This is a genomic window from Nitrospira sp. CR1.1 (assembly GCA_014055465.1).
GTDB lineage: Bacteria > Nitrospirota > Nitrospiria > Nitrospirales > Nitrospiraceae > Nitrospira_A.
The window spans coordinates 143033-163586 of the sequence record WIAF01000006.1; the positions used below are offsets into that span (position 1 = coordinate 143033).

General features: G+C 61.3%; 16 protein-coding genes and 1 pseudogene. 4 read left to right on the top strand and 13 right to left on the bottom strand.

Annotated features, from left to right (window positions below):
• Nucleotides 1-44: 44 nt before the first annotated feature.
• The gene (locus GDA65_12420; GenBank protein MBA5863499.1) at nucleotides 45-392 is read right to left on the bottom strand and encodes a carboxymuconolactone decarboxylase family protein; all 348 of its coding nucleotides are present in this window, start codon (nucleotides 390-392) and stop codon (nucleotides 45-47) included.
• Between the two features lie 33 nt (nucleotides 393-425).
• On the bottom strand, nucleotides 426-1247 hold the full coding sequence (locus tag GDA65_12425) for a methyltransferase domain-containing protein (protein ID MBA5863500.1): 822 nt from the start codon (nucleotides 1245-1247) through the stop codon (nucleotides 426-428).
• A 191-nt stretch (nucleotides 1248-1438) separates the two neighbouring features.
• Between GDA65_12425 and GDA65_12430 the strand changes: the two genes are divergently transcribed.
• On the top strand, nucleotides 1439-2455 hold the full coding sequence (locus GDA65_12430) for a helix-turn-helix domain-containing protein (GenBank protein ID MBA5863501.1): 1017 nt from the start codon (nucleotides 1439-1441) through the stop codon (nucleotides 2453-2455).
• A 13-nt stretch (nucleotides 2456-2468) separates the two neighbouring features.
• Here the strand turns inward: GDA65_12430 and GDA65_12435 are convergent, their stop codons facing one another.
• Nucleotides 2469-2807 carry a hypothetical protein gene (locus GDA65_12435; GenBank protein MBA5863502.1) on the bottom strand — a complete coding sequence of 113 codons (339 nt, stop codon included), beginning with the start codon at nucleotides 2805-2807 and terminating at the stop codon, nucleotides 2469-2471.
• Nucleotides 2808-3180: 373 nt separating this feature from the next.
• Here GDA65_12435 and GDA65_12440 point away from each other — a divergent pair, with 373 nt between their 5' ends.
• Complete coding sequence (locus tag GDA65_12440; GenBank protein ID MBA5863503.1) at nucleotides 3181-3639, top strand: rhodanese-like domain-containing protein; 459 nt, start codon at nucleotides 3181-3183, stop codon at nucleotides 3637-3639.
• A 68-nt stretch (nucleotides 3640-3707) separates the two neighbouring features.
• Here the strand turns inward: GDA65_12440 and GDA65_12445 are convergent, their stop codons facing one another.
• Together GDA65_12445 and GDA65_12450 are read right to left on the bottom strand one after the other, a co-directional pair.
• Nucleotides 3708-4493, bottom strand: a complete 786-nt coding sequence (locus GDA65_12445; protein ID MBA5863504.1) for a DUF1353 domain-containing protein — start codon at nucleotides 4491-4493, stop codon at nucleotides 3708-3710.
• 347 nt (nucleotides 4494-4840) lie between these two features.
• Nucleotides 4841-5119: a hypothetical protein gene (locus GDA65_12450; GenBank protein MBA5863505.1), complete on the bottom strand. Its 279-nt coding sequence runs from the start codon at nucleotides 5117-5119 to the stop codon at nucleotides 4841-4843.
• Between the two features lie 194 nt (nucleotides 5120-5313).
• Here GDA65_12450 and GDA65_12455 point away from each other — a divergent pair, with 194 nt between their 5' ends.
• A complete protein-coding gene (locus tag GDA65_12455) occupies nucleotides 5314-5595 on the top strand; it encodes an antibiotic biosynthesis monooxygenase (GenBank protein ID MBA5863506.1) in 282 nt (93 codons plus the stop codon).
• A gap of 144 nt (nucleotides 5596-5739) precedes the next feature.
• On the top strand, nucleotides 5740-5925 hold the full coding sequence (locus GDA65_12460; protein MBA5863507.1) for a hypothetical protein: 186 nt from the start codon (nucleotides 5740-5742) through the stop codon (nucleotides 5923-5925).
• A 174-nt stretch (nucleotides 5926-6099) separates the two neighbouring features.
• Here GDA65_12460 and GDA65_12465 read toward each other — a convergent pair whose 3' ends face one another.
• The 8 genes and pseudogenes from GDA65_12465 to GDA65_12500 form a co-directional block, all read right to left on the bottom strand.
• A complete protein-coding gene (locus tag GDA65_12465; GenBank protein ID MBA5863508.1) occupies nucleotides 6100-6486 on the bottom strand; it encodes a hypothetical protein in 387 nt (128 codons plus the stop codon).
• A 47-nt stretch (nucleotides 6487-6533) separates the two neighbouring features.
• On the bottom strand, nucleotides 6534-9065 hold the full coding sequence (locus GDA65_12470) for a DUF4157 domain-containing protein (protein MBA5863509.1): 2532 nt from the start codon (nucleotides 9063-9065) through the stop codon (nucleotides 6534-6536).
• Nucleotides 9066-9095: 30 nt separating this feature from the next.
• Nucleotides 9096-9422, bottom strand: a complete 327-nt coding sequence (locus GDA65_12475; protein ID MBA5863510.1) for a hypothetical protein — start codon at nucleotides 9420-9422, stop codon at nucleotides 9096-9098.
• 26 nt (nucleotides 9423-9448) lie between these two features.
• A complete protein-coding gene (locus tag GDA65_12480) occupies nucleotides 9449-12766 on the bottom strand; it encodes a hypothetical protein (protein ID MBA5863511.1) in 3318 nt (1105 codons plus the stop codon).
• Nucleotides 12767-12819: 53 nt separating this feature from the next.
• Complete coding sequence (locus tag GDA65_12485; protein MBA5863512.1) at nucleotides 12820-14901, bottom strand: hypothetical protein; 2082 nt, start codon at nucleotides 14899-14901, stop codon at nucleotides 12820-12822.
• Entirely contained in the window at nucleotides 14898-17711 is a 2814-nt protein-coding gene (locus tag GDA65_12490; GenBank protein MBA5863513.1) for a putative baseplate assembly protein, read from the bottom strand. Before GDA65_12490 ends, GDA65_12485 begins: the two co-directional genes overlap by 4 nt.
• Nucleotides 17708-20314 carry a putative baseplate assembly protein gene (locus GDA65_12495; GenBank protein ID MBA5863514.1) on the bottom strand — a complete coding sequence of 869 codons (2607 nt, stop codon included), beginning with the start codon at nucleotides 20312-20314 and terminating at the stop codon, nucleotides 17708-17710. Before GDA65_12495 ends, GDA65_12490 begins: the two co-directional genes overlap by 4 nt.
• Nucleotides 20230-20553: pseudogene (locus tag GDA65_12500) on the bottom strand (hypothetical protein). The gene GDA65_12495 and the pseudogene GDA65_12500 overlap by 85 nt, the downstream one beginning before the upstream one ends.
• Nucleotide 20554 lies beyond the last annotated feature (1 nt).

Consider the following 20554-nt stretch of genomic DNA (forward strand, 5'->3'; position numbering starts at 1 on the left):
TCAGCCCCAGGCTCCCTCACCCTGCAAGACCTCTCTATGCGTGTTCACTTCAACGCGTGGGTGCCATGCGTGATAGCGCCGCCAGCGCGCAATGCGGCTGCGACGAGCACCGTTTCAGCCAGCTCCGGTTCAGTCGCGCCTAATTTCCGCGCACTGTTCGTATGGATATCGATGCAATAGGGGCATTGCGTGGTACAGGCGACTGCCAGTGCGATCAGCTCCTTGTACTTTTTGGGAATGGTTCCGTCGGCCAGGGCCGCCTTGTCGAACGCGACAAATGCCGCCATCGCTTCCGGCGCCAGGGTGCCGAGGTCCTTCATCTTGCCGAGATTGGTCAGATCGTAGAGCCCAACGGCTTGCTCCTGTTCCAAGCTGGTCGATGTCTGCGACATGATGGCCCTCCTTGGTTGACTGCCGTGAATGTCCTACGCTCGCGTGCCGATGACGTCCAAGTATTCCGCCTCCACCACCGTGGCGCCGCCCTGCGCCCGGTTGTGTTGGGACCAGAGCAATTCCAACTCCGCCCGTAAGCGCTCCTTACCGGATTCGTCTAACGAGGCAAACGCACGATTGATCGGGCCGTAATATTGGCCGAAAAAGTCCACGACCTCGGCCGGCGGGAACGGATAGTCGAGCCGGTAGATTCGCTTCGTCAGGCACAGCGACGAGAGGCCTGGCCCGAGTCGTTCGCGGACCGTGGCCTCATCACCCCACAACACCGGCGACGGCATCCCGGACGGTGCGATGAACTTCGCAACGGTCTTGAACATCTGCCCAACGAATCCCTGCGGCGTCCAATTGGCCATCGCCACCGCGCCCCCCGGGACGCACACGCGCAAGAGCTCTTGCGCAACCAGGTCCGGGCGTGGCGCGAACATGGCGCCGAGAATACTCACCACCAGATCGAACGACCTGTCGGCATAGGGCAGTGCCTCCGCATCGCCCTCGTCGAACTTGACTCGCAAGCCCTCGGCCTGGGCACGCGCTCGCGCCCGCTCCACCCAGTTGGGTGCGATGTCCACGCCCGTGACCTCGAGTCCGTCCTTGGCCGCAATCAATGCCAGCTGGCCGGAGCCGCAGCCGACATCGAGCAGCGTTGCGCCTGGCGAGACCGGCAGCCGTTCGTAAAACTCGCGCGCGCCCCCTTCCAGGTAGCGTGAAAACCGATCATAATCCCCCGCCGTCCAAATGTGTTGGAGCTTCTGTTTCAACCCATCCATGTCCGTGGTCAGCGTGCTGGTCGTCATGATGTCCTCCTCTGTGTCCGTCGTGTTGGCGTGCTCACCATGTTGGCGTGGGACCAGTCTAGCGAGATGCAGCCCAGGCGTCTTATCCGCGCGTCTGGTTCTCTTAGCAGGAGCATGGTACCCTCTGATCTTCCTTATCCCGGCGTCCGGGCCGGTTAGCCGGGACGTGGCTCATGGCGAGCGTCTATTCCATGGATGTCCTGTCCGAAGTGTTGAAGGCCGTAACGCTCGACGGCGCCGTGTTCTTCCACGGAGAATTCTCCGCGCCCTGGTGTATGCGCGAACCGGATGCGGACACAATGGCTTCGTATCTCTCCGCTGCCTCGAAGCATGTGATCATTTTTCATCTCCTGACCGAAGGACGCGGCCATGCTCGCATCGAGGGTGAGGCGCGCCCCCTGTCCCTAGTCGCGGGAGACCTCGTCATTGTTCCCCATGGCAATGCGCATGTGATGGGAAACGGCCCGCCGGTGAAACCGGTCGACAGTTCTACGCAACTGCAACGGGTGTTGGCCGAGGGCCGCATGTTGTCTCAATACGGCGGCGGCGGCGAGATGACGAAGTTGATCTGCGGGTACCTGACCTGCGAGCGGCACCTGAGTCAGGTATTCCTTGCGGGACTGCCAGCGCTGATGAAGCTCCACATTCGCGACGAACCGTCAGGACGCTGGTTGGAGGATTCGCTCCGCTATTCGGTGGAACAGGCCGAGGCGGCTAACCCCGGCGGGATGGCGGTGCTGGCGAAACTGTCCGAGGTGTTGTTCGTTGAAGCGTTACGGCGATATGTGGCGCAATTACCCGCCACCCAGACCGGCTGGCTGGCCGGGTTGCGCGACCCGGACGTGGGAAAAGCCCTGGCGTGCCTGCATCGAGACCCAGCCAGTCCCTGGACAATCGCCACGCTGGCCAATGAGGTGGGTCTGTCCCGCTCTGTCCTCGCGGAACGCTTTCGACACTATTTGTCGGAGACCCCCATCGGATACCTCACACGCTGGCGGCTGCAACTGGCGGCACAGCAGTTTGCGTCGACCTCCAAGAGCGTGGCGGAGGTGGCGGGCGAGGTCGGCTATGAGTCCGAACCCTCTTTTAATCGTGCGTTTAAACGAGAGTTCGGCCTGCCACCGGCAAGATTCCGCAGTCAGTCGAGAGCCACGGACGGAACAGCCGTCCCCAACAGGAACAAAACGACTCGCCTCCACACAAGATAGCGCTCAAACGAATTTACATTTTTACCCATGAGAGGCGGTCTTCTGGCGACTCGTGACGCCTCTCGATCTCCTGGCACGTCGTCCACGGATGGGCGACGGCACCAGCAACCGCTCCGACCATCGCAAACGGCATCGCCACCACAAACAGCGGCAGCCCGATACCATACCCGACCCACTGGAGCGCGACGCTGTCGCGTTTCCGCCCTGCCGCAACCATGCGTTCCGCCGGATAGAGTGGAAACGTCCCGTACTCGCTGCCCAAGCTGGCACTCTCGCCGATGGTTCGGCATCGTGCCTCGCCGACTGCTGGCACCAGCACTGCCAGGCACAGACCGAGCGTCAATGCTTTCATGACCATGTCCTCCACAAGCCTTCGCGCAACGTTCTCCTGTCCATCATCAGCACATCCATCAGCACATCGCATGCCACCCACCTCATCCCCGCAGGCGACGCCGGCTTGTGGTGATTGCAGGCCAAGACGCCTGCGCCTTCGTATCACTCTTCCGTTTCGCTTGAGAGAATGTGCAGTTTCGCTCACCACGCACTGTGCGGAAACGCCAGATCTTCATTCCATCCGCACTGGTCGTGTGCTGATGACTGGTCGATTTCGTCTCGCGATCCGTACCTTGAGCCTTTCTCACCGGTGGCGTAGAGTATTCGACTAGAGTCAGGCCCCAGGACCATGCTCCCTTTCACCGCGTTCTGACCATGAACAGGATCACACCATGCATCGTTTGACCATCTTCACTCTGCTCACTTGCGCCACGGTCCTGTTGCCGTTCTCGACTGGAGCCTTCGCGGAAACCCTTCCTCCTGCCGTCATGCAGAAAATTCACGCTGCGCAACAGCACATCAAAACGATCGGGATGGAAGACTATCGGAAGGTTGTGGACGGTCCCGGCGAGGCCCTCATCATCGATGTGCGCGAGCCGCACGAATACGCCGCTGGTCACGCGCCCGGCGCCGTGAACATTCCCCGAGGCGTATTCGAGTTCCAGATTTGGAAGCATGTCGGGGCTCCTGCCTCGCTGCAGATGGCAAAACCCCTCTACCTCCAGTGCCAAAGCGGGAACCGTGCGTCTCTCGCGGCGCAATCCCTCGCAGAGTTGGGATTGACGCAGACGACAGCTGTCGTTATGAGCCTTGACGAGTGGCAGAAATCCGGGCAGCCGTTCGTGAAGTAACAATCGTGACCGCGCCACATCGAATAGCCGGAACGGATGTCGCCAGTCCTGGGCTCAGGGCCCACCGGCTAGCCCTCACGCCAGGATGACTGACCGAACGCTCGAACAGCCAGATACGCCACGTTCCGTTTCCAATAGGCGATCTTCGACCTCGTCATCAATTCCAGAAACAGGTCATCGGCCTCTTTTCGATTGAACACCCTGCCGGCTGGCGTCACTTCACCCTCCGGAAGGATCACCAGCCCTCCGGATCGATAGATCAGATCATGCATGATCGGGGCGACCAGCGAAAGCTCAAACGAGGCGATGATGGCCCAGAACAGACGCGGGATACTGGCCAGGTCGCTCTGAAACCCGCGCTTCGCCGTAATGATGCAGCCATCCAACGCAACATAGCGGCAATCTTCAGCCACGACCCACAGGCGTCCATCGTGAGTGAGGACCGGAATGGGCAGCGTGGGTAGCGCATCCGCCCCAGCCACTACAATCCGGTCCGCGGCATGTTTGAGGTGAGCCTGCACCTCGGCAGAGGAAATATTGCGGTGCGCCTCGCCAAGATCGAAGGCAAACGTTTTTGTCACCGCGGCGACCAGCGTATGATTGCCGGCCAGCGTGGAAGCGGCGCCTGTCTTGGGAGCTTTGGCCGGCGCGGCGCTTTCGACGACCTTCTCACGACTGACCACCAGTGAAAGGGTGCGTCCCTGGTCGGTCAGGTTCAGGGTTACCGTTTCGCCGCCTTCGATCCGTTTCTCAATCCCCTCAAACTGCCTGATAAGTTCGGTGAGATACACCTGGGCTTGGGTGCATTGCACCTGTACCTGATCGGGCATACGTGTCTCCTCGGTTTGGGTCATTCCCCCGCATCGGCTGCGGCATCATGCCTAAACTCATGGACCTATCTCAAGCCTTCCTTCATGCAAGGTTGCCGATTCCTGTAACAGACTATGAAGGTGACGACAGGTGGGGATGAATCGGCAGGCGGACAGGACAGTCTCCTTCAATCGCTACACCTACGCGCGAGAGCATACAAAGAAGCAGACGAGCGCCGAGACAGGCTTGCGACGAGTGATGACGGGATCAGGCGCAACGGAGGATTACAGGCGCACGAGAGGGAAAACTGCCGCCCTCGCGTCACAAGCGAAGGCGGCTGAGAGACGTCTGGCCGCGGGGCTTTCAGCCGGACCCGGACGCATGACGGGCACTAGGGCGTGGAAATAATCGGAATTTCCCGCGCCGACTCTTCCTTAAACTCTTCCATCTTTTTGTGAACGGCATGGAGAATTTCAGGATTGCTGCGGCAGGCCTCATTGCAGGTTTCGCCCATCTCCAGAATAGAGCAATGGTCCCGGACGGTCACCTTCCCCTGGACGCCGTTCATCTCGAAGCTGACTTTTACCGGCTGCTGATGCAGCGGGCAGAGCGTCTCCGCCACAATGGTGTCCTTGACTGTATGTGGGTGTCGTGCAAATAGGTCTGCCATACGAGCTCCTTACGGTGTGACGGTAAATAATGATCCAGCGGCCTCCAACCTCACTGTATCAAGAGACCCGTCCGGCACAAACTTCTATCGCATTTGCAGCGCGACAGGGCCGCTGATGCGCTGCCGTCGCCGGTGAGATAGACTCGCCGCAAGGAGACGAACCCCAACCACTGTCACCGGGACCGAGGAGACGCATGCCATACGTATTGATCATTCATGAAGTCGACGCCTATCCGGCATGGAAGACGATTTTTGATCACGCGGCAGGGATCCGAAAGCAGGCCGGAGAAATCAGATACCAGCTGTTGCGCCATGACACCGACGCCAACCGTATCGTCCATTTCTCAGAATGGACGTCGCTCGACCAGGCCCGGCATTTTTTTGAGTCGCCGGAGCTGATCGAGATCAGACGCGAAGCGGGAGTCAACGCGCCTGAATTCCACTATCTGCACGAAATCGAGCAGGGCCTGTTGTGATCGCCGGGAGATGCGTCGCCGCACACGCCGCGCCGGCACACGCATTTCCGGCCTTCGCTCTCACTTTTTATCGACATGAGGTATGCTGCCTCTTCAGAAGCTGCGCCCGGACACCGGGCGTTGCCATACAGAGGAGGCAGCCCCATGCGATTTGTGAAGGTGAAGGACGAAGAACGTGCCGGTGAAGTGGCGATCAACCTCGACCTGGTTCGGGAAGCACATTACGGAGGAGGCTTACTGCACCTGTATTTCGAGCGCAGTTCCTCATCGCAAGACGATATGACCTTTACCGGCGAGAATGCCCAAAAGCTCTGGGCCGCGATGGGATAACGGAAACGGCCTTCATCCATCCCAACACGCTCCGGCCATTGTGCTATGCCCAGTCACTCGTCCATGACTGCCGCCCGCCTCTGCCCGATTCGTGTTCTCGCGACTTCTAGCCAGCTGCGGAAAAACTCATTTTTTGCACGCTACGCCGCGATCAGCTCACGTGGCGTGTTGGTATCAGGATAGTACGCAGGATGCGCAACAAGGCCATCCAGCAAGGCCGCAGCGAGTGAAGCGGCGACTCGTACTCTTGTCGTACGTTGAGCCGCTGAACGATGCGAGAACGTCGCTGGTGGACTTTTTCCGCATCCTGCTAGCCGGGAGAAGGGCCGGTGCTTTCCACCGTGCCGGATTCCATTCCTCTTCGTTCAACGAACCCGGCGTCGACTGGCGCTCACAAAGCCGCTGCGGATGATCGCCGCAGTGCGTGCCCTCCCACGCACCATCGCCATACTCTTTCAACACGACGCCGGTCAATCGCTCCACCCGCACCGGACAACCCGGCACGACAAACAGAGGAACGAAGGCAGACCGTGATTGAGGCGGCAGCCTTCGTATCATCATCAGCCGCCGATGTCACCCTCCGCGGCCTGTACGGATGCCTTCAGCCGCTACTGCTCAAATCGGAACTGCCGCGCATACCAGCCAAGGTAAAACTCGATCCCATTCTGTTCGATCATCAGATCGATCCGTGCGCGCTCCATCCCGGTCTTCTCTAGCTCCCAATACCTGAGAGCGGCATCTCGCGGCAGGTTTTCAGGAGTGATCTCGTCGAAGAAGATCGGTTCTGCGCCGCTCGGTTGCACATAATATTGTCCACGATCCAGATCCAACCCATATTCCACTTCTCTCCACGTGCCATCCGGCGCTTGGGAATGGATCCATTTTTGGATTCTCCCCGCCGTCTGCTCCCACGTTCCGCGCATGCTCACTTGCATGTCCTTGCCCGATGGATTCGCATAACCAGGCTGTCGTGGTGCACCGGGATGGCTGTGGGCAACCATGATCCACGGCTGGCTGGTATCCCCCGGATAGATGAACTCATCCGCCCCACCCACAACTACCACATAGGTCCCTTCCGGATAGTCCGGTGTCCCTCTGCTCCGAAGCAACGCCACCTCGACATTGGCGCCCGCTCGGTTTTCCGCCCAACTGAAATAGACATCACGCAGGCTGCTTTTTCGAGCGGCAAACGCCACCACGGTCCCAGGCGCCTGATGCCCCGGCTCTTGGACCAGCACGGTGCAATTGGTGGGGCGGTCTGAGAACCGGCACCAGGTGCCATTGGGCTGCTCTCTCCAGGTATGTCCATTACCCAAGTCCACTTCGTTGACATATTTGCCATCCCCCCCGCTGATGGGCGCCTTTTGGGAACGTTTCACGATAGCCAGTTCTCGATCGGCCAAGTCCGGCGGCAAGTCAGCGGGGAACTTCGTCGGATGTCCCGTTTTCGCCAAGAGCGCCATCTCTTCCGATGATAAATCGGGAAGCCCGCGCGGCACCGGTCTAGGCGCCGGCAGGCCTTCCGGGGAAAGCGCCTCACTGAGAGCATGAGCGACCGGCGCCTTATCTGGAATGAGCTTCGAAGACCTCGAGGCACCAGTGGGGAGATCAGGAAGGACCAGGGCCACGTCGCGGACGAGGCCTGCGACTCGAGGCGCTTGTTTCATGGCGGCCAGCGATTTTTGGAGCATGGCCACCGGGCCGATTTCAATGCCGACCAGAGCGAGCAGCAGCTCGACGATCGTCGGGCCAATCAATTTCCCGACCTCGTAGGCGAAAATCGGCAGGCTCTGCTCGACTAACGTGTTCACGGTCGCCGCCTGGGTGTGTCCGAACTCTTCGCCCAGCGCAGTGGCCAGTTCCTCCCCGTCCGGGTCGTTCAGCATCAAGATCGTTTCGCGCGCGGCCGCTTCGATGGCTGCCCACTGTCGGGGATTCAACAACTGCGCATAGCCGAGCATTTGGTCGGCCAGGCCACGAACGGCGCCGATCGCAAACGGGGTCGGAAAGATCGTATTGAGGGCCGCCATGCGGCGCAGTTGTACCGACAAGGCCTCGAAGTTGGCGGCCTCCAACCCCTTGTGCATTCCGCCGAGGAAGGCCGACGCATTCTGAAATGTCGACACCAGCGGATCTTCAAACTCTCCGCCGGTGTGGGAAAACAACTTGCCGGCACCCGGTGGTGACAGGACACCGCCGTCCTCCGTCACGAAGGCCTCGACTTCCGGTCGCCCCTGGACGTTGGACACCGAATAGTCTCCCCGTTCCGCAGTCCCCTCGTGGAAGATCGTTTCCGCGTTGGTGAAACGAGAATAGCGGCCGGAGAGTCCTTCCCATTCCAGCCGATAGAGCCAGAGGCGATCGTATTCATTTAGAATCACGATCGGCTCCTTCCGGGCAATGGCTTCCACGATGGCATGGCTGCGCTGCGTGGCGGGCACACTCCCGGGCAATCGTTCTCGCGCGACCAGACTGACCGGCCAGGTATTGCCCCATGTTCCCACCTCCTGGCCCACAAACTGCGGCGGGCGTTCCGCAAGAAATTCCTCTGAATCAAGGTCTTCCTCATCAGTGTAGAACAACGGCGCCACGGCCGGACGGGCGAATAGGCGAATGGGCACACCGGCCTTGAAGCTTGCCGCGGCGCGACTGGCCTCTTGCTCCGCCGCATCACGGTGAGTTGTCTCCTTGCCCCGACCGATTGAAGGAGACGCCGTCTGACGATACTGCAGAATGTGCGCCACTTCGTGCGCCACAACAGGCGGAGTGGGGTTGGCAGACGCGAAGGCGACGGTTTCCGGCCACGCGGCGGCACGGGCACCGCTGTCTGCCAGGAGAGCGGAGACGCCGCAATAGGCCCGTACACCGGACAAATCTGCCGCGAAGGCACGCTCCATGCCGGCCCGGTAGGGAACCGGGCTTGGCGCACTCACTGCGGCTTCGGTCGAAGCCGGTCCCTGCGGATAGATTGTGAACCGGTTCGGATGGTGGAAGAATTGAGGGGAAATGGAGGCCGAGTCTACCGACCCACCTGGCGAAGATTTGTCGTCGGCACGCCCGGACAGCGATGCACTCCGGCGCAGCGTCGGCGCGCCTGGTTTCTGCGCGGACGTTGTTTTCGCCTGCGGGACCCGCTCCATCGACGTCTCATAGCAAGGCGACCGTAGCCGTTACTTGCCACGCCCCTTCCCCCTGATCGGCCGCGGGGGCGTCGGCGCCGGTTGATCACCGAAGCGTTTCTTGTCTTCTTCGATCAATTTTTCCAATGCCGTGATCTCCGCCTGGTATCCGGCGAGCTGTTGATCAATCTGGCGGGTGAACGTGGCTTTCGCCTCCACAAGGTTGGCCACCCGCGTCTTCAATTCCGCCACCGTCGCCTCCCTTGCCGCAATCGCCGCAGCCTGGGTCGGCGGCTTCTTGAATGCCGCTTCCAGTGAAGCCCTGGCCTCGCCGATCACTTTCGCCTGTTCTGCCATCATCTGATTCAAGGTTGCCATCTCTGTTCTCCTTTAGCCGCGCATACCTATGGTCGATTAAATCCTGAAACCGGTGATGGAATGCCGCCGAAATTCACCGGATTGGCCTGAGCCAGATTACCCATATACACCGCATCCTTCATGCCGTGGAAATCCACGGACGGGATCGGCACATTCGTCTTGATGTGGTTGCCCATCACGATCGCGCTCCTGGCCGAGAGCGACACGGTTGCGGTCCCCTGGGCGGCCACGCTGGCGTGCCAGCAGAAATTGTTGCTGAAGAAGAGCCGCTCGAAACGGCGGAACAGATTGTCGCTCACATTCTGCTGAGCCACCTCCACTAATGCCGTGCGACCAGGCCCGAGAAATTTATTGTCGAGAATCTGCGCGCTGAATCCGAACACCAGCTGACCCGCACCGAAGTTAATCACCTGTTCCAACCACCCGCGCATCCACAGCGCGCGATGCTCCTGATTCGCATCCAACAAGGCTGCGTTGGCGTAGGTGACCAGGTTGCTCTGCACCCGCGCCTCCAGCATCAAGTCGGCAATGATGCCCCAGGAGAGCGCACTGATCGTCGTATTGTCCGGCGACACCCCGGTGTTCATCACCTCACAGGATTCCACGCACAATTCGCCGAGTTGCACAGACGCTCCGATACCGATCGACGGGGCTTGCTGATACCCGCAGTTCAACACCCGGTTCTCTGTCAGGGCGCATTTGGCAAACCCGACCAGGCTCAGAATGCCCCAATGCCGCATGTCTTCGACGCGATTCTGGCTGCACGTGAGCGAGGTATGAAAGACCGCGGTGATCCCGCCGCCACCCCGTACCAGGTTATTGTCTACAAGGCTGTTCGCCGTGCCGCCGCTGGTCGCGACAGGCCAGGCGGTGTTCGTCACGCGATTTCCTTGCACCCGGACTCGGCTCGACAATGCCACGAGAATGCCGAACCGAACCTCCTGTCCCTCGTTGTCCACCTTGTTGTCGAGGACTTCGGCTCCCTCGTTGCCGATCACGACAATCCCATCCTGTACCCCGAGGATAAGATTGCCCGACAGCCTCCCCCCAACAGATCCGAGACTGCCGTTCCCGCTAAGTTTGGCCAATAGCAGCGCGATGGGGCGGACCGCTCCGGCTTCTTTCAGCATGGAGCGGAGCTGATTGCGTTCTACCACGGTGTTCCGCCCGCTGACGGTAATGCCTCCATACTCGGGAGAATTGTAGAGCAGGATATTGTCGCTGATGACGCAGCCATCGGCCGCCACGTCGATGCCGAACGCCTTGATGGTCGCAGTCTCCACTTCTACGCCAAGCCGCACGATGTAGTTCCCGGCAATGGTGGAACCGGCAGCCAGCGAAGAGGGCGTACCGGTCAAGAGCCCGTTGTTGAGCACAATGCCGAACACGAATCCCAGGATACGATTGTCTACAACGCGCGCTGGGAAGGACAGGTCCTGCAATAGAAGCGCAACCAGCCCCCCGTCGCTCTGGCGCTTATTCGCGGCATCGAAACTGTTACCGGCAACGACCAAGCCGGTCGTATCGGCAAGTGTCCAGACTCCATACTGCACGTTGTCGACGACAGCGCCCGTCATGCGCACATCGGTGCTCCGGCTGATGACGACACCGGCGACCTGGTTCAACACCTGCGCATGCAGGAGGCACCGGTCAATCGTGGCATCGCGGCAACGGTCTACCGTCACCATGGCCTGCAGGCCCTGCCCCTGCTGCCCCTTGTTCTCCAGCAGCCATGACACCCCGGAGACCGTCACGTGCTCCAGCAACAACCCGTCCGGATGCCCGAGGTGCAGAAGCTCAGTCCCATTCCTCCTCACCACGCGCGCGCCGACCGTTTCCCCGTGCAACGACACGTTGGATTGTTCGATCCGAATCGGCGCTTCAATTTTGTGTTCGCCGACCTTGAGACAGACACATCCGCCATCCTCCGGCAATGAATCGATCGCGGCTTGAATATCCTCACCGGGACGCACCACGACCGTGCAACAGCCGGGCGTGAGCTCCGTGAGCGGAGGGAACACGGTCCGGCAATCGTGAATGTCGCCGTCGGCTTCGATGATCGCGAGGTGGCAGTAATGATGGTACAGCCCGAGCGGAGGCGCCAGATTGAGCCGCTCGATATCGGCATCCGCGGTCCTGGCCGCAAAGCACCAGTAGTCACCGCTGTGCGCCGTCCCTCCCGCCTGGACCGTCAGGGTGGCTTGCACCCCGTGCTCCAACACGAAGCTCGGATTTGCCGCAGAAAGTTCGATCAACCCGTCGGTCGTCAGGTCCAGGTTCACCAGTTGCGAGCCGTCTGGCTTGCGCACGATCCCGGATTGATCCCACCGGATCACGCGCACATGTTTGGTCGCATCAGCCACCCCTTGGGGAAAATCGGCGACCGGCAGGGCCGGGCTGAATGTCAGCGTCTTGTTGGTGTCATCCACCGTCACCTTGCGCATCTCACCAGGCAGGCCGGCGAACTCGCGCGCATCACTCGTGAACTCCACCCAGTCTCCGGTTTTGAAGCGCAGCACATTGTCGCGGCCCAGGCTTTCCACGCGTACGGTCGTCCGGCCTGCCATGATCTCGACGAGGGCGGTCGCAACATGGGCATTCTCACGCGACCATTTCACCTTGGCGGTCGTGTTCGTCGCACTATGGACTTCGACGCGATACAGATGGTTCTCCAGGCCGCGGTACCCGCCGGTCGGCGGCACGAGACAGGGATCGGGTTCCGTGGTGACGGCGACCGTGGTAGTCGTCAGCCGCGCCGAAGACGGACGGTTCCCCGCCGGCCAACCGGGAATATCCTCCAATGGGGTCTCGCAATTCACCTCCGCCGGAATGCCGCCCAGTGTTCTGACCTGCCAGGCGGTCTGATTTCTGGTGGTCGTATCCACGTTCACTGCCGACTCGATGAGGTCCAGCGCCTGCAGGTAGGTGACTTCCCGGCGCCACACATCTAAGTAGACAAGCGACCGCACCTGAGCGGGAATCGTCACCGGCCCGCCAAAGGGCTGATTCTTCACCGGCAGCGCCGCCGTGCCGTACGGCTCTTCGATCGTCGCATCGAGCGCCGGCGCCGTTCCGTGGTTTTCAGCCACGTACCCATCGACGTACATCCGCCCCTGGCCGACGGTCAATTCCCCGCTGCTCACCTCGATCTTGAATCCATCCGGCGTCTCGGCCGGCACGCCGCAGCGTCCCACGACATCGATGGTCTCGGCTCGCCAGCGGCGGTCCTGCAGATCGACATACTCATTCCAATCGGCATCGAGGTCCACGCGCCCCTGCTGCCGCAATACTGCCTGGTACAGCTTCTCAGGGTTGAATCGTTTCCGGCTGTAATCGCCACTCATGTGCGCTCTCCTGATAGATCGTTCGTTTCAATGCCATAGCCAGGACCGGAGGATTACGTCGAATAGAAGATGCCCGCCTCCAGCCCGAACCTCAGATACTCCTGCAATCGAATGTTCAGATTGTCCGCCCGCTGCGGAGCGAACACATCATGGAATACACCCATTTCAGATTCATCGTCCGCTCCCCGACTGATTTCCTTCGGACAATGCCCCGCCAATTGCCCATAGGCGGCCTGACCATACCGGCGAGCGGTGAAGGCCGGCCTGACACGTGCCTGCGTCGCCTGCGTGATGGCCTGTGTTTGCGGACCGGTCAGGCTGCCCTTCGGCTGGTCGGCTTCCAACAGAGCCGCCTCCACGGCCAAATCCGGCTGGCAGCGGAACCGGCGGGGGACAATCGAATTCAGCGGCACGAAGGAAAACCGGCAACAGCCTTGCTGATTTTGTTCCGACCAGACCGGATGACTCCAACTGTCGCCGCCGGCGAGAGCCGCCGCGAAGATCGTGTTCGAGGCGAGGTCCAGCCGTTTCGTGTGTACCTTGCCCATCAGCGTGCAATTCACCGTGCTCAAGCCCCCGCCCGGGCCCTGAGCGTCGAGGGCCGCATACGCCACCCCGGTCGGCGAGGTCGCATCGACGAGCGTATTGCTCATCGAGATGTCGGTATCGTCCACAGCGCGGATGCCGCCTAGCAGGCAGTGATCGATCTCGACGGTGGTCCCCTCCCGCTCGATCACCAACGACGGAGCGGCCGGCGACACCGGTTCGCTCTCTCTCGTCAGACTCAGGCCCGGCACCAGCGTGCAATGGCGCAATCGCAGGATACGAGTCCCGACGGCACCCGTTGCAATCACGCGCAGCCGCCCGGCAGTGATGAGCAGCCCGTTCAAGGTCAGTTCGGCCCCCGGCGCCAGGGTGATCGTCCAGTCGCCGTTGAGCACCAGCGTCGGGCGATGCTCATTGGCGGCGCGTACCTCCACCTTCGCGGCTGAAGGGAGGTTCACACTCAACATTTCCGCATAACGTCCGCTGTCGTCGATCTGTACGATGCCGCCGGCCTGAGACGCGGTCAACTCCGCTTGGAGACTCTGGCCCTGCGTCACCGAGGCAAACCCGCCGCCGAGCGCAAAGGTTTTCCCACGCTCGTACGATCCCCCGCCGGTCGGCAGGCTGAACCCATAGTGGTACGTCACACGCAGATTGACCGGCGGGGTTCCAGGCGGAACGGCGATTCGCCCCAGCACCGGGTCAATCGAGACTTTGCTCACCGGAAGATGCGCCCATGTGGCGCCGTCATCGGATAGGTTGCAGACCTGCACCTGACTCGCGCTCATGTCCACATTGTCCGCCTCCAGCAACAGGCTCAACTGCGGGCCGTAGTAATGAGCAAGGTACTTGTCCAATACCCTGCGGCTGATCGGCTCCGGCACATTCAATGGTTCGGCCAGATGCGTGATATCCGTCTCCGCCTGCGGCCTGGTAAAAAGCTGCTGGTTGTTCCCCAGGGGACTGAACAGAAACCGTTCGTCGTCGACGCGGAACGCGGGCGAGCGGCGCACCGCAAAGGCGTCCAAGCGCCAGAGGAACAGCCCGATATTGGGAATGTTGTATCGTCCCTGCTGTGTCTCAATACGCCGCATGTCGACGGAATGCGCGATCGCATTAAACGCTGTGTCCCGTCGCTCCAAGGCCTCCCAATTCCGCAGGTCGACGGTGGCAAGATTGGTCGGGCGCAGGTGGTTCATGTATTGGCTGGTTTCCAGCCACTGGAAGAACTCCACCACTCGCGCATTCCAGCCCGTGACATCCCTGGCCAGTTGTTCGAGAACAGTCGCCGTGCCTTTCCGGCGGCGATAGGCGATGGTATTGGCCACCTCGGCCCTGGCACTGCGCGTCCGCTCGGTGACGGCATGTAATGTCCTGTACCCGATCAAGTCACCGATGTACGGCGCCGCCCAGTCGGCGCAGGTTTCAATAAACTGATCGTCATAGAGTTGATCGAGACTTTCCCGCAGCACGGCGATGTCTTCGGCCAGCACCTCGCACAAGGCGCGTAGCGCGCCGTTCTGTTCCGCATCACGAATGCGGTAGATCGCGGGAAGAAGCTGGTACAACTTGTCTGCTTCTGGATTCATTGGACCGCCTTCAGTTGAGTCAATGACGCGGGCTCGAGCAACAGCAGTTCCGCCGCGGGCACCACCCCATCCGCGCCCATGGCCGGACGATCGGCAATCAGACGCGGCTGAATCGCCGGCAGCGACTGGCCTGTGCGCGCGAACCGGTCCAGGTCCACCGCCACGACACCGGGAACCGCCTGTATCGCGGCGATGACCTCACTCAGCGCAACCGGCTGCCCAAAGGCTCTAGCCTCGAAGGCATACCGTTGCTCAAGGTCGGCGGAGATCGCGTCCATCACGGCATCGGTCACATGGTCCGGATCGATCGTGACCGTGCCGTCGATCTCGAACCAGGCCTGCCGATAGGGCCTTATCGTGAACGCCACGAAGGGATCACCGTACGTGCGCAGCGACGCTTCCAACTTCGTGATGACGGAGCCGCTTTCATCCAATAGTTCCCCAGCCGGTCCGGCGACCGTGAGGAAGATGCTCCGCTTGCGGCCATCCCACACCCACACGGCCTGAGCCTTGGCGACGCCCGAGAACGTCCTGGCGAAGTCTTCGTAATCCTGCAACGACACCGCGCGATCCAGTGTCAGCACCGTCATCGGTGCGTTCGTGCGCGCGTCGTCCCTCGACTCCGGATCTTCGGCTCCCTGCGCGGCTTCCGGATTGACGACACCTGTTAACCCGAGCGGTCGGCTCATCAGCAAACTCAATTGCCCGGCCCGCGCGAGTCCGCCAAGACCGATGCCCTTACGGTACTCGGCCCGCACGTTGTTCTGGCCGGTCGGCAACCGCGCTCCCGTGATGCCATCGCCGAACCGGATTGTGGTGCGTCCCTCGTCGTCCCGCCTCGTGATGTAAATACGCTCGGTGGGGCCATGCCCGTAGAAAAACGGGACTTCCTCCCACAACACTTCGTTGACGTAGACCTTCAGCGTCGAGGCTGAACCGTCCGGCGTATCAGCGCTGACATAGGTCACAGGCGGTTGACGCAAGGTGAACTGCTGATACGTCGTGGACGCGTCGCCGCTGCCTAACGGTTCCTTCACGCTTTCGCCGTGAGTAGCGGCGGCCACGTTGGCATTGATGCGAACCGTGGTGCGCTCGTACACATTGGCCAGCGCCGTGGCGAGTTGAATAGTCGTCCGATCGCGATCCTGGATGATGCTGGTCCCGATCGCCTCGTCGATGAAGACGATCTCCGACACCGTTTCAGTGGCGGGATCCGACGCGACGAGCTCGATGTCCCCTGCGCTGACATCCAAGAACCCCGCGTGGCCGTCGCGATCCATCAAAGGCAACCGCAACAGCGGCGGGACGGATTGAGTCAGCGACGCGCCGAACTCCTCCGGCGTCAACGGGAGCAGCGACGATCCCGCCACGGTTGCCGGAGCACCGATCATGTGCAGTAGGTCACCCGGTGTCAGCAGGACCGAGCCCCCAGCATCCAGGACCAGAGCCGGCGGTGGTTGAGATCCGCCTAGCGGTACCTTGTGTCCCTTGAATGGGGCGGGCGCCGGATGTTTCAGGCGAACCGCCTGGCAAACGCCGGTCACGGCAAGTGGCCGTCCCGTCATCAGACCGTCCACCAGTTGATCGAATGCCAGCCTCTCGCCGTAGAGCGGATACAGCAGCGGCAAGGCGGCCGGGGTGAGTTCTTCGCTCTGAGCCGAGATCGTCATGGTGCGCAGCAGATCCAGCTTCGAGTCAGCGCCCTTCGTCCAGCCTGCGCTCAGACTGAGCCTCGTTCCATTCCCGGCAATGCCGTACCGGGCTACCGAGCGATGGACCACCTCGGTGACGGTGGCAAAGGTCCACATGCGTGTGCCGTTCGCCGGATCGTCTTGCTCGACGACGGCGAAACTATCCTTCAGGATCTTGTCGTTGCGGCTGCTGAGGGTGATGAAGGTCACCGTCTCATCGGCGTCCAGCGCCCACTCGCTGAATGTGCCCTGAAACACGCCGCTGCTGTTGTACTGCGGCTGTAATGGCGCATTGTGCCCGAATGGCGAGGCCTGGCTTCGCAGGACATAGACCCCCGGCTTGGTCGCCGCGATGGTTTTTGCACTGATGGATATCGTTGCGAGCAAGAGCTTCGTGCTGCGGCGATCAGGATCTGATACCACCCCGGTCACACGGCGAATCGAGGCTTCAAAGCCACTGCCGCTCTCCGCCACAATCAACACCACCTCCCCGACAGTCAGACTGATGTTCGCGCCGGCCACCCACAACTCCGGCATGTTCCAACTCAGCGGTTGCGTGGCGGTCTGCTGGGCCAGGAGCGCATTCCACGCCGGCCTCGCTTCGATGGCCTCAACCGTCTCGAAGGTCTGCGGTTGCTCATCCGGCCCGGGAACCGTCTGAATTTTCGTGCCGACGGCCAAGGTGATCGGCAGGGTCGCCTGTGCCGGCAGACCGGGATTGTCCTCCAGCGTGAAAGCCAGATGCGTGGCGGCAGCCAAGCCGGGGCCGAGTTGATACCCGAGCAGGCGCGACTGCTCCAAGATGGAAAGCCGCTCCGTGGCTGTCCGCAGATAGGCTTCATTGGCGATGCGTTCCTGATAAAAGGTAAGGATGTCGCCGGTGACGGCCCAGGCGTCCAGCAGCGCGATGGTGAAATCATCGTCGGCGCGTGTTCGCAGCCCGCGCAAGACCGGCCACTGGCTGTCGGAAAGCCGCGCATGGAGACTCTGACGAAACGTCTGGTAGGTCCCGACGCGATAGGCGATCGCCGAAAGGCCGGGTCGATTGAAGAGCAAGCCGGGAGTGGCGGCCTCGATGCCGGCGCAGCAGCCGCATTCATTCCGAACGTCCTGACTCATTTCCCCCCTCCCAACGTCATGGTCAACCGGCCATGCTCCGGGAAGTTGCGATCATTGTCCAAACGGGGAATTTCCAGCGCAGCCATGTTCAGCCGTCCACTATCCAGCCCTGTCGTCTCCGGCACCCCCTGCCGCTGAAACGTCCGCACTTCCACCGACTCGACACCCGTGACCTGATGGGCGGCCCCATAGAGCGCACTGAGATACACCGGCTGTCCGAAGGTCCAGAGATCGGGATGGAAGAGTCCACGGCCTCCATCCGGCAGATCGCGGTTGCTGAGGACATCGAGCAGTTCACCTTCGACATCGCTCCGGAAATGATCGGGCCGCACACAGACATGCAGATCGATTTCCAACGACACGAACTGCGGGCCGTCGACCTCCACATCATGACCGGCCATGCGATACCGCTCGAGATGCGCGCGAATGCCGGTCTCGAATTCGTCTGAGATACCGGCGCCTCCTTCACGATCGACCGTCACAAACACCGTGTGCCAACTCCCCGTCCAGCGAAATGTGGCGGCGGCCCGCTGCACGTCGGCTCGACGTTCGGTGATCTCGGCATAGTCGGGTTCTGTCACGGCGCGTTCCTGAACGCGATAGGCCACGGGTGCTCGCTGACGCACGTCCTGCAACGATTCCGGATCCTGACCGCCGACGGCCGGCAACGGATTACGTACCAGGGTGATTTCGGGAATGGCGAGTGCGATGTGGACCAACGAATCGCCCCCGATGTTTCCCGCACGGCCATTCCCCACGCGATACCGAGCGGTGAACACCGTACCCGACTCAGGCCGGCGACCGTGCACGTCGTCCCCGAAGCGAATCGTGCCACTGCCGTCATTCTCTACCTCCACGACATACTCATCCGCCTCCGCACCGCTGTTGAGGAGGTCTCGCCGCGCCGTCCACGTTGTGGTCTCTGTGCCTTTGATTCCCGTCAAGCTGATGGACGGCTGTGCCTCTCGCAAGTCCCATTGCAGCGCAGTCCGGGCCGAGTTTGCATGGTCGTAGGCAGGCCCGGCATGTGTGAGCGGCCCTTGAGACAGACTCGGCCTGAAGCGCGGTGCAATCGATTCACGAGTGAGCAGGGCGCATTGATCCGCTTCCTTCGACCGGGGCCTGAACAGGAACGGCTCCGGCACAGATCCCAACTCCTCTCCTTCCAACGTCACTCCATGATCCGCCAAGACCAGGTTGCCTCTCGCCACGCTGACAGCATCACGATAGCCGGCGCTCGTGGCTGCAGAGAGACAGAATGGAAACAGCAGAGCATCTTCTTGATGCCACGTGATTTCCGTGATCAGCTGGTTCGTGACCGGGTCTCTGAGCGGTCCGCCCCCTGAAGCCGTTGCCACGACTCGATCGAGACGCACCACATGACGTCTGGTGGGATCGGCATCCGAGACTGACCCCGTTTCCGGCCCCAGGACTTCCTCGAACAAAAGGATCGTGCCCGGCTTCAGCTGCGGATGATGCCCGGCGAGAGTGGCCGAGATTGAGCCCTTCGGCAGGCAACACCGTTGATCACTCCAACTATAAAACCGCAGCTCGTTATGGTCGGCATAGAGAGACTGTAGGGACTCCATCGCTTCAAACAGCATGTCGGCCAGTTCGTAGGCTCGCGGATCGTCGGCGATGGCGACCTGTTGCCCCGGAATGAGCGTCGTAAACTTCGTCCCGATGGGAATCGCCGGATTGGCCGGATCGACCCGCACCACGTCGGCAGAGACCTGGACATGTACCCAGGTCCTCGCGTTACAACCCTCACTCATGTAGTAGTCCATCAGACGAGCGTGGCGTCGGACAGAGATGCGGCGCCGCGCCGTACCCAGATAGGCTTCCGTCGCGACCGCATCCTGCTGGTAACTCAATTGATCAGCGGTATAGGCCAAGACCTCGACCAACATGACCCCGAGATCGGCGGGACTGCGCTCCTTCCATTGCGGCATCACTGCCGACATCCGGTCGAGCATGACGCGGCGGAAACTCGCATAGTCCTTGGCCAGATAATCGATCACCGGCGCCGGTGCCGGCACCTCCGGGCAGATGTGTTGCGGCGCACAATCGAAGGGGCTGGGGCATTCGACCTTGAATGAAAATTCGATCGCGGCCAGTTGCGGGTCGACTCCAGCAGGCGCCGCATCATTCAAGGCATCGGTCACCAGACGCAGGACGTAGGTCGAAAAGTCTCCGGCCTGATCCACTTCGACGGTCAGCACGTTGGCGGACGATCCGCTGCCGACGAGCACGGACAACACATGGAACGTGGTGATGCGCTCTCCACCTTCGAGTCTGATGTTGCTCGTCGTCAGCGTCAACGAACCCAGAGGTTTCACAAAATGAAGTTCGAGCTTTCGTTGCCGCTCGGCCTCCGTCGGCGCGGCGTGATCGATGACTTCGAGATAGTCGATCCCGTTCAGGGTCGGATGATTGCGAACGACCTGACGGCGCAAGGCATCGCAACAGGAATATCTCACGCGCCCCCTCCTTGCACGAAGGTTCCGACGACGCGGGTACCCGTCTGCCTGATCACATACTGCACTGTGACACGCAACGTCGAATCCACAGCCTCCACCTGCACCGACTCCACCAGGATCCATTCGCCCAGCCAGCGCTGCAACGAGCTTTGCACCAAAACCTGGGTAGTCGCGGCCAGGACCGCACTGTTGGGCGAGAAGACCAACTGCAGGAGCCCACTGCCGAAATCCGGCCGCATGACCCGTTCACCGGGATGGGTGAACAACACCTGCTCGATCAGGTCGCGAATGTGGTCGGCGTCGTCTGCCCCGGCGGTGCGGCCACGCGCATCGAACCGATAGGGAAAATCCACCTGTACCATC

Excerpts from the sequence above, each read along its gene's own strand:
- GDA65_12495 (MBA5863514.1), bottom strand. The coding sequence starts at position 20,314 with ATGGATCCTGGTGGAGTCGGTGCAGGTGGAGGCTGTGGATTCGACGTT.
- GDA65_12425 (MBA5863500.1), bottom strand. The coding sequence starts at position 1,247 with ATGACGACCAGCACGCTGACCACGGACATGGATGGGTTGAAACAGAAG.
- GDA65_12420 (MBA5863499.1), bottom strand. The coding sequence starts at position 392 with ATGTCGCAGACATCGACCAGCTTGGAACAGGAGCAAGCCGTTGGGCTC.
- GDA65_12450 (MBA5863505.1), bottom strand. The coding sequence starts at position 5,119 with ATGGCAGACCTATTTGCACGACACCCACATACAGTCAAGGACACCATT.
- GDA65_12485 (MBA5863512.1), bottom strand. The coding sequence starts at position 14,901 with ATGAATCCAGAAGCAGACAAGTTGTACCAGCTTCTTCCCGCGATCTAC.
- GDA65_12430 (MBA5863501.1), top strand. The coding sequence starts at position 1,439 with ATGGATGTCCTGTCCGAAGTGTTGAAGGCCGTAACGCTCGACGGCGCC.
- GDA65_12440 (MBA5863503.1), top strand. The coding sequence starts at position 3,181 with ATGCATCGTTTGACCATCTTCACTCTGCTCACTTGCGCCACGGTCCTG.
- GDA65_12455 (MBA5863506.1), top strand. The coding sequence starts at position 5,314 with ATGCCATACGTATTGATCATTCATGAAGTCGACGCCTATCCGGCATGG.
- GDA65_12435 (MBA5863502.1), bottom strand. The coding sequence starts at position 2,807 with ATGAAAGCATTGACGCTCGGTCTGTGCCTGGCAGTGCTGGTGCCAGCA.
- GDA65_12460 (MBA5863507.1), top strand. The coding sequence starts at position 5,740 with ATGCGATTTGTGAAGGTGAAGGACGAAGAACGTGCCGGTGAAGTGGCG.
- GDA65_12470 (MBA5863509.1), bottom strand. The coding sequence starts at position 9,065 with ATGGAGCGGGTCCCGCAGGCGAAAACAACGTCCGCGCAGAAACCAGGC.
- GDA65_12475 (MBA5863510.1), bottom strand. The coding sequence starts at position 9,422 with ATGGCAACCTTGAATCAGATGATGGCAGAACAGGCGAAAGTGATCGGC.
- GDA65_12480 (MBA5863511.1), bottom strand. The coding sequence starts at position 12,766 with ATGAGTGGCGATTACAGCCGGAAACGATTCAACCCTGAGAAGCTGTAC.
- GDA65_12490 (MBA5863513.1), bottom strand. The coding sequence starts at position 17,711 with ATGAGTCAGGACGTTCGGAATGAATGCGGCTGCTGCGCCGGCATCGAG.
- GDA65_12445 (MBA5863504.1), bottom strand. The coding sequence starts at position 4,493 with ATGACCCAAACCGAGGAGACACGTATGCCCGATCAGGTACAGGTGCAA.
- GDA65_12465 (MBA5863508.1), bottom strand. The coding sequence starts at position 6,486 with ATGATGATACGAAGGCTGCCGCCTCAATCACGGTCTGCCTTCGTTCCT.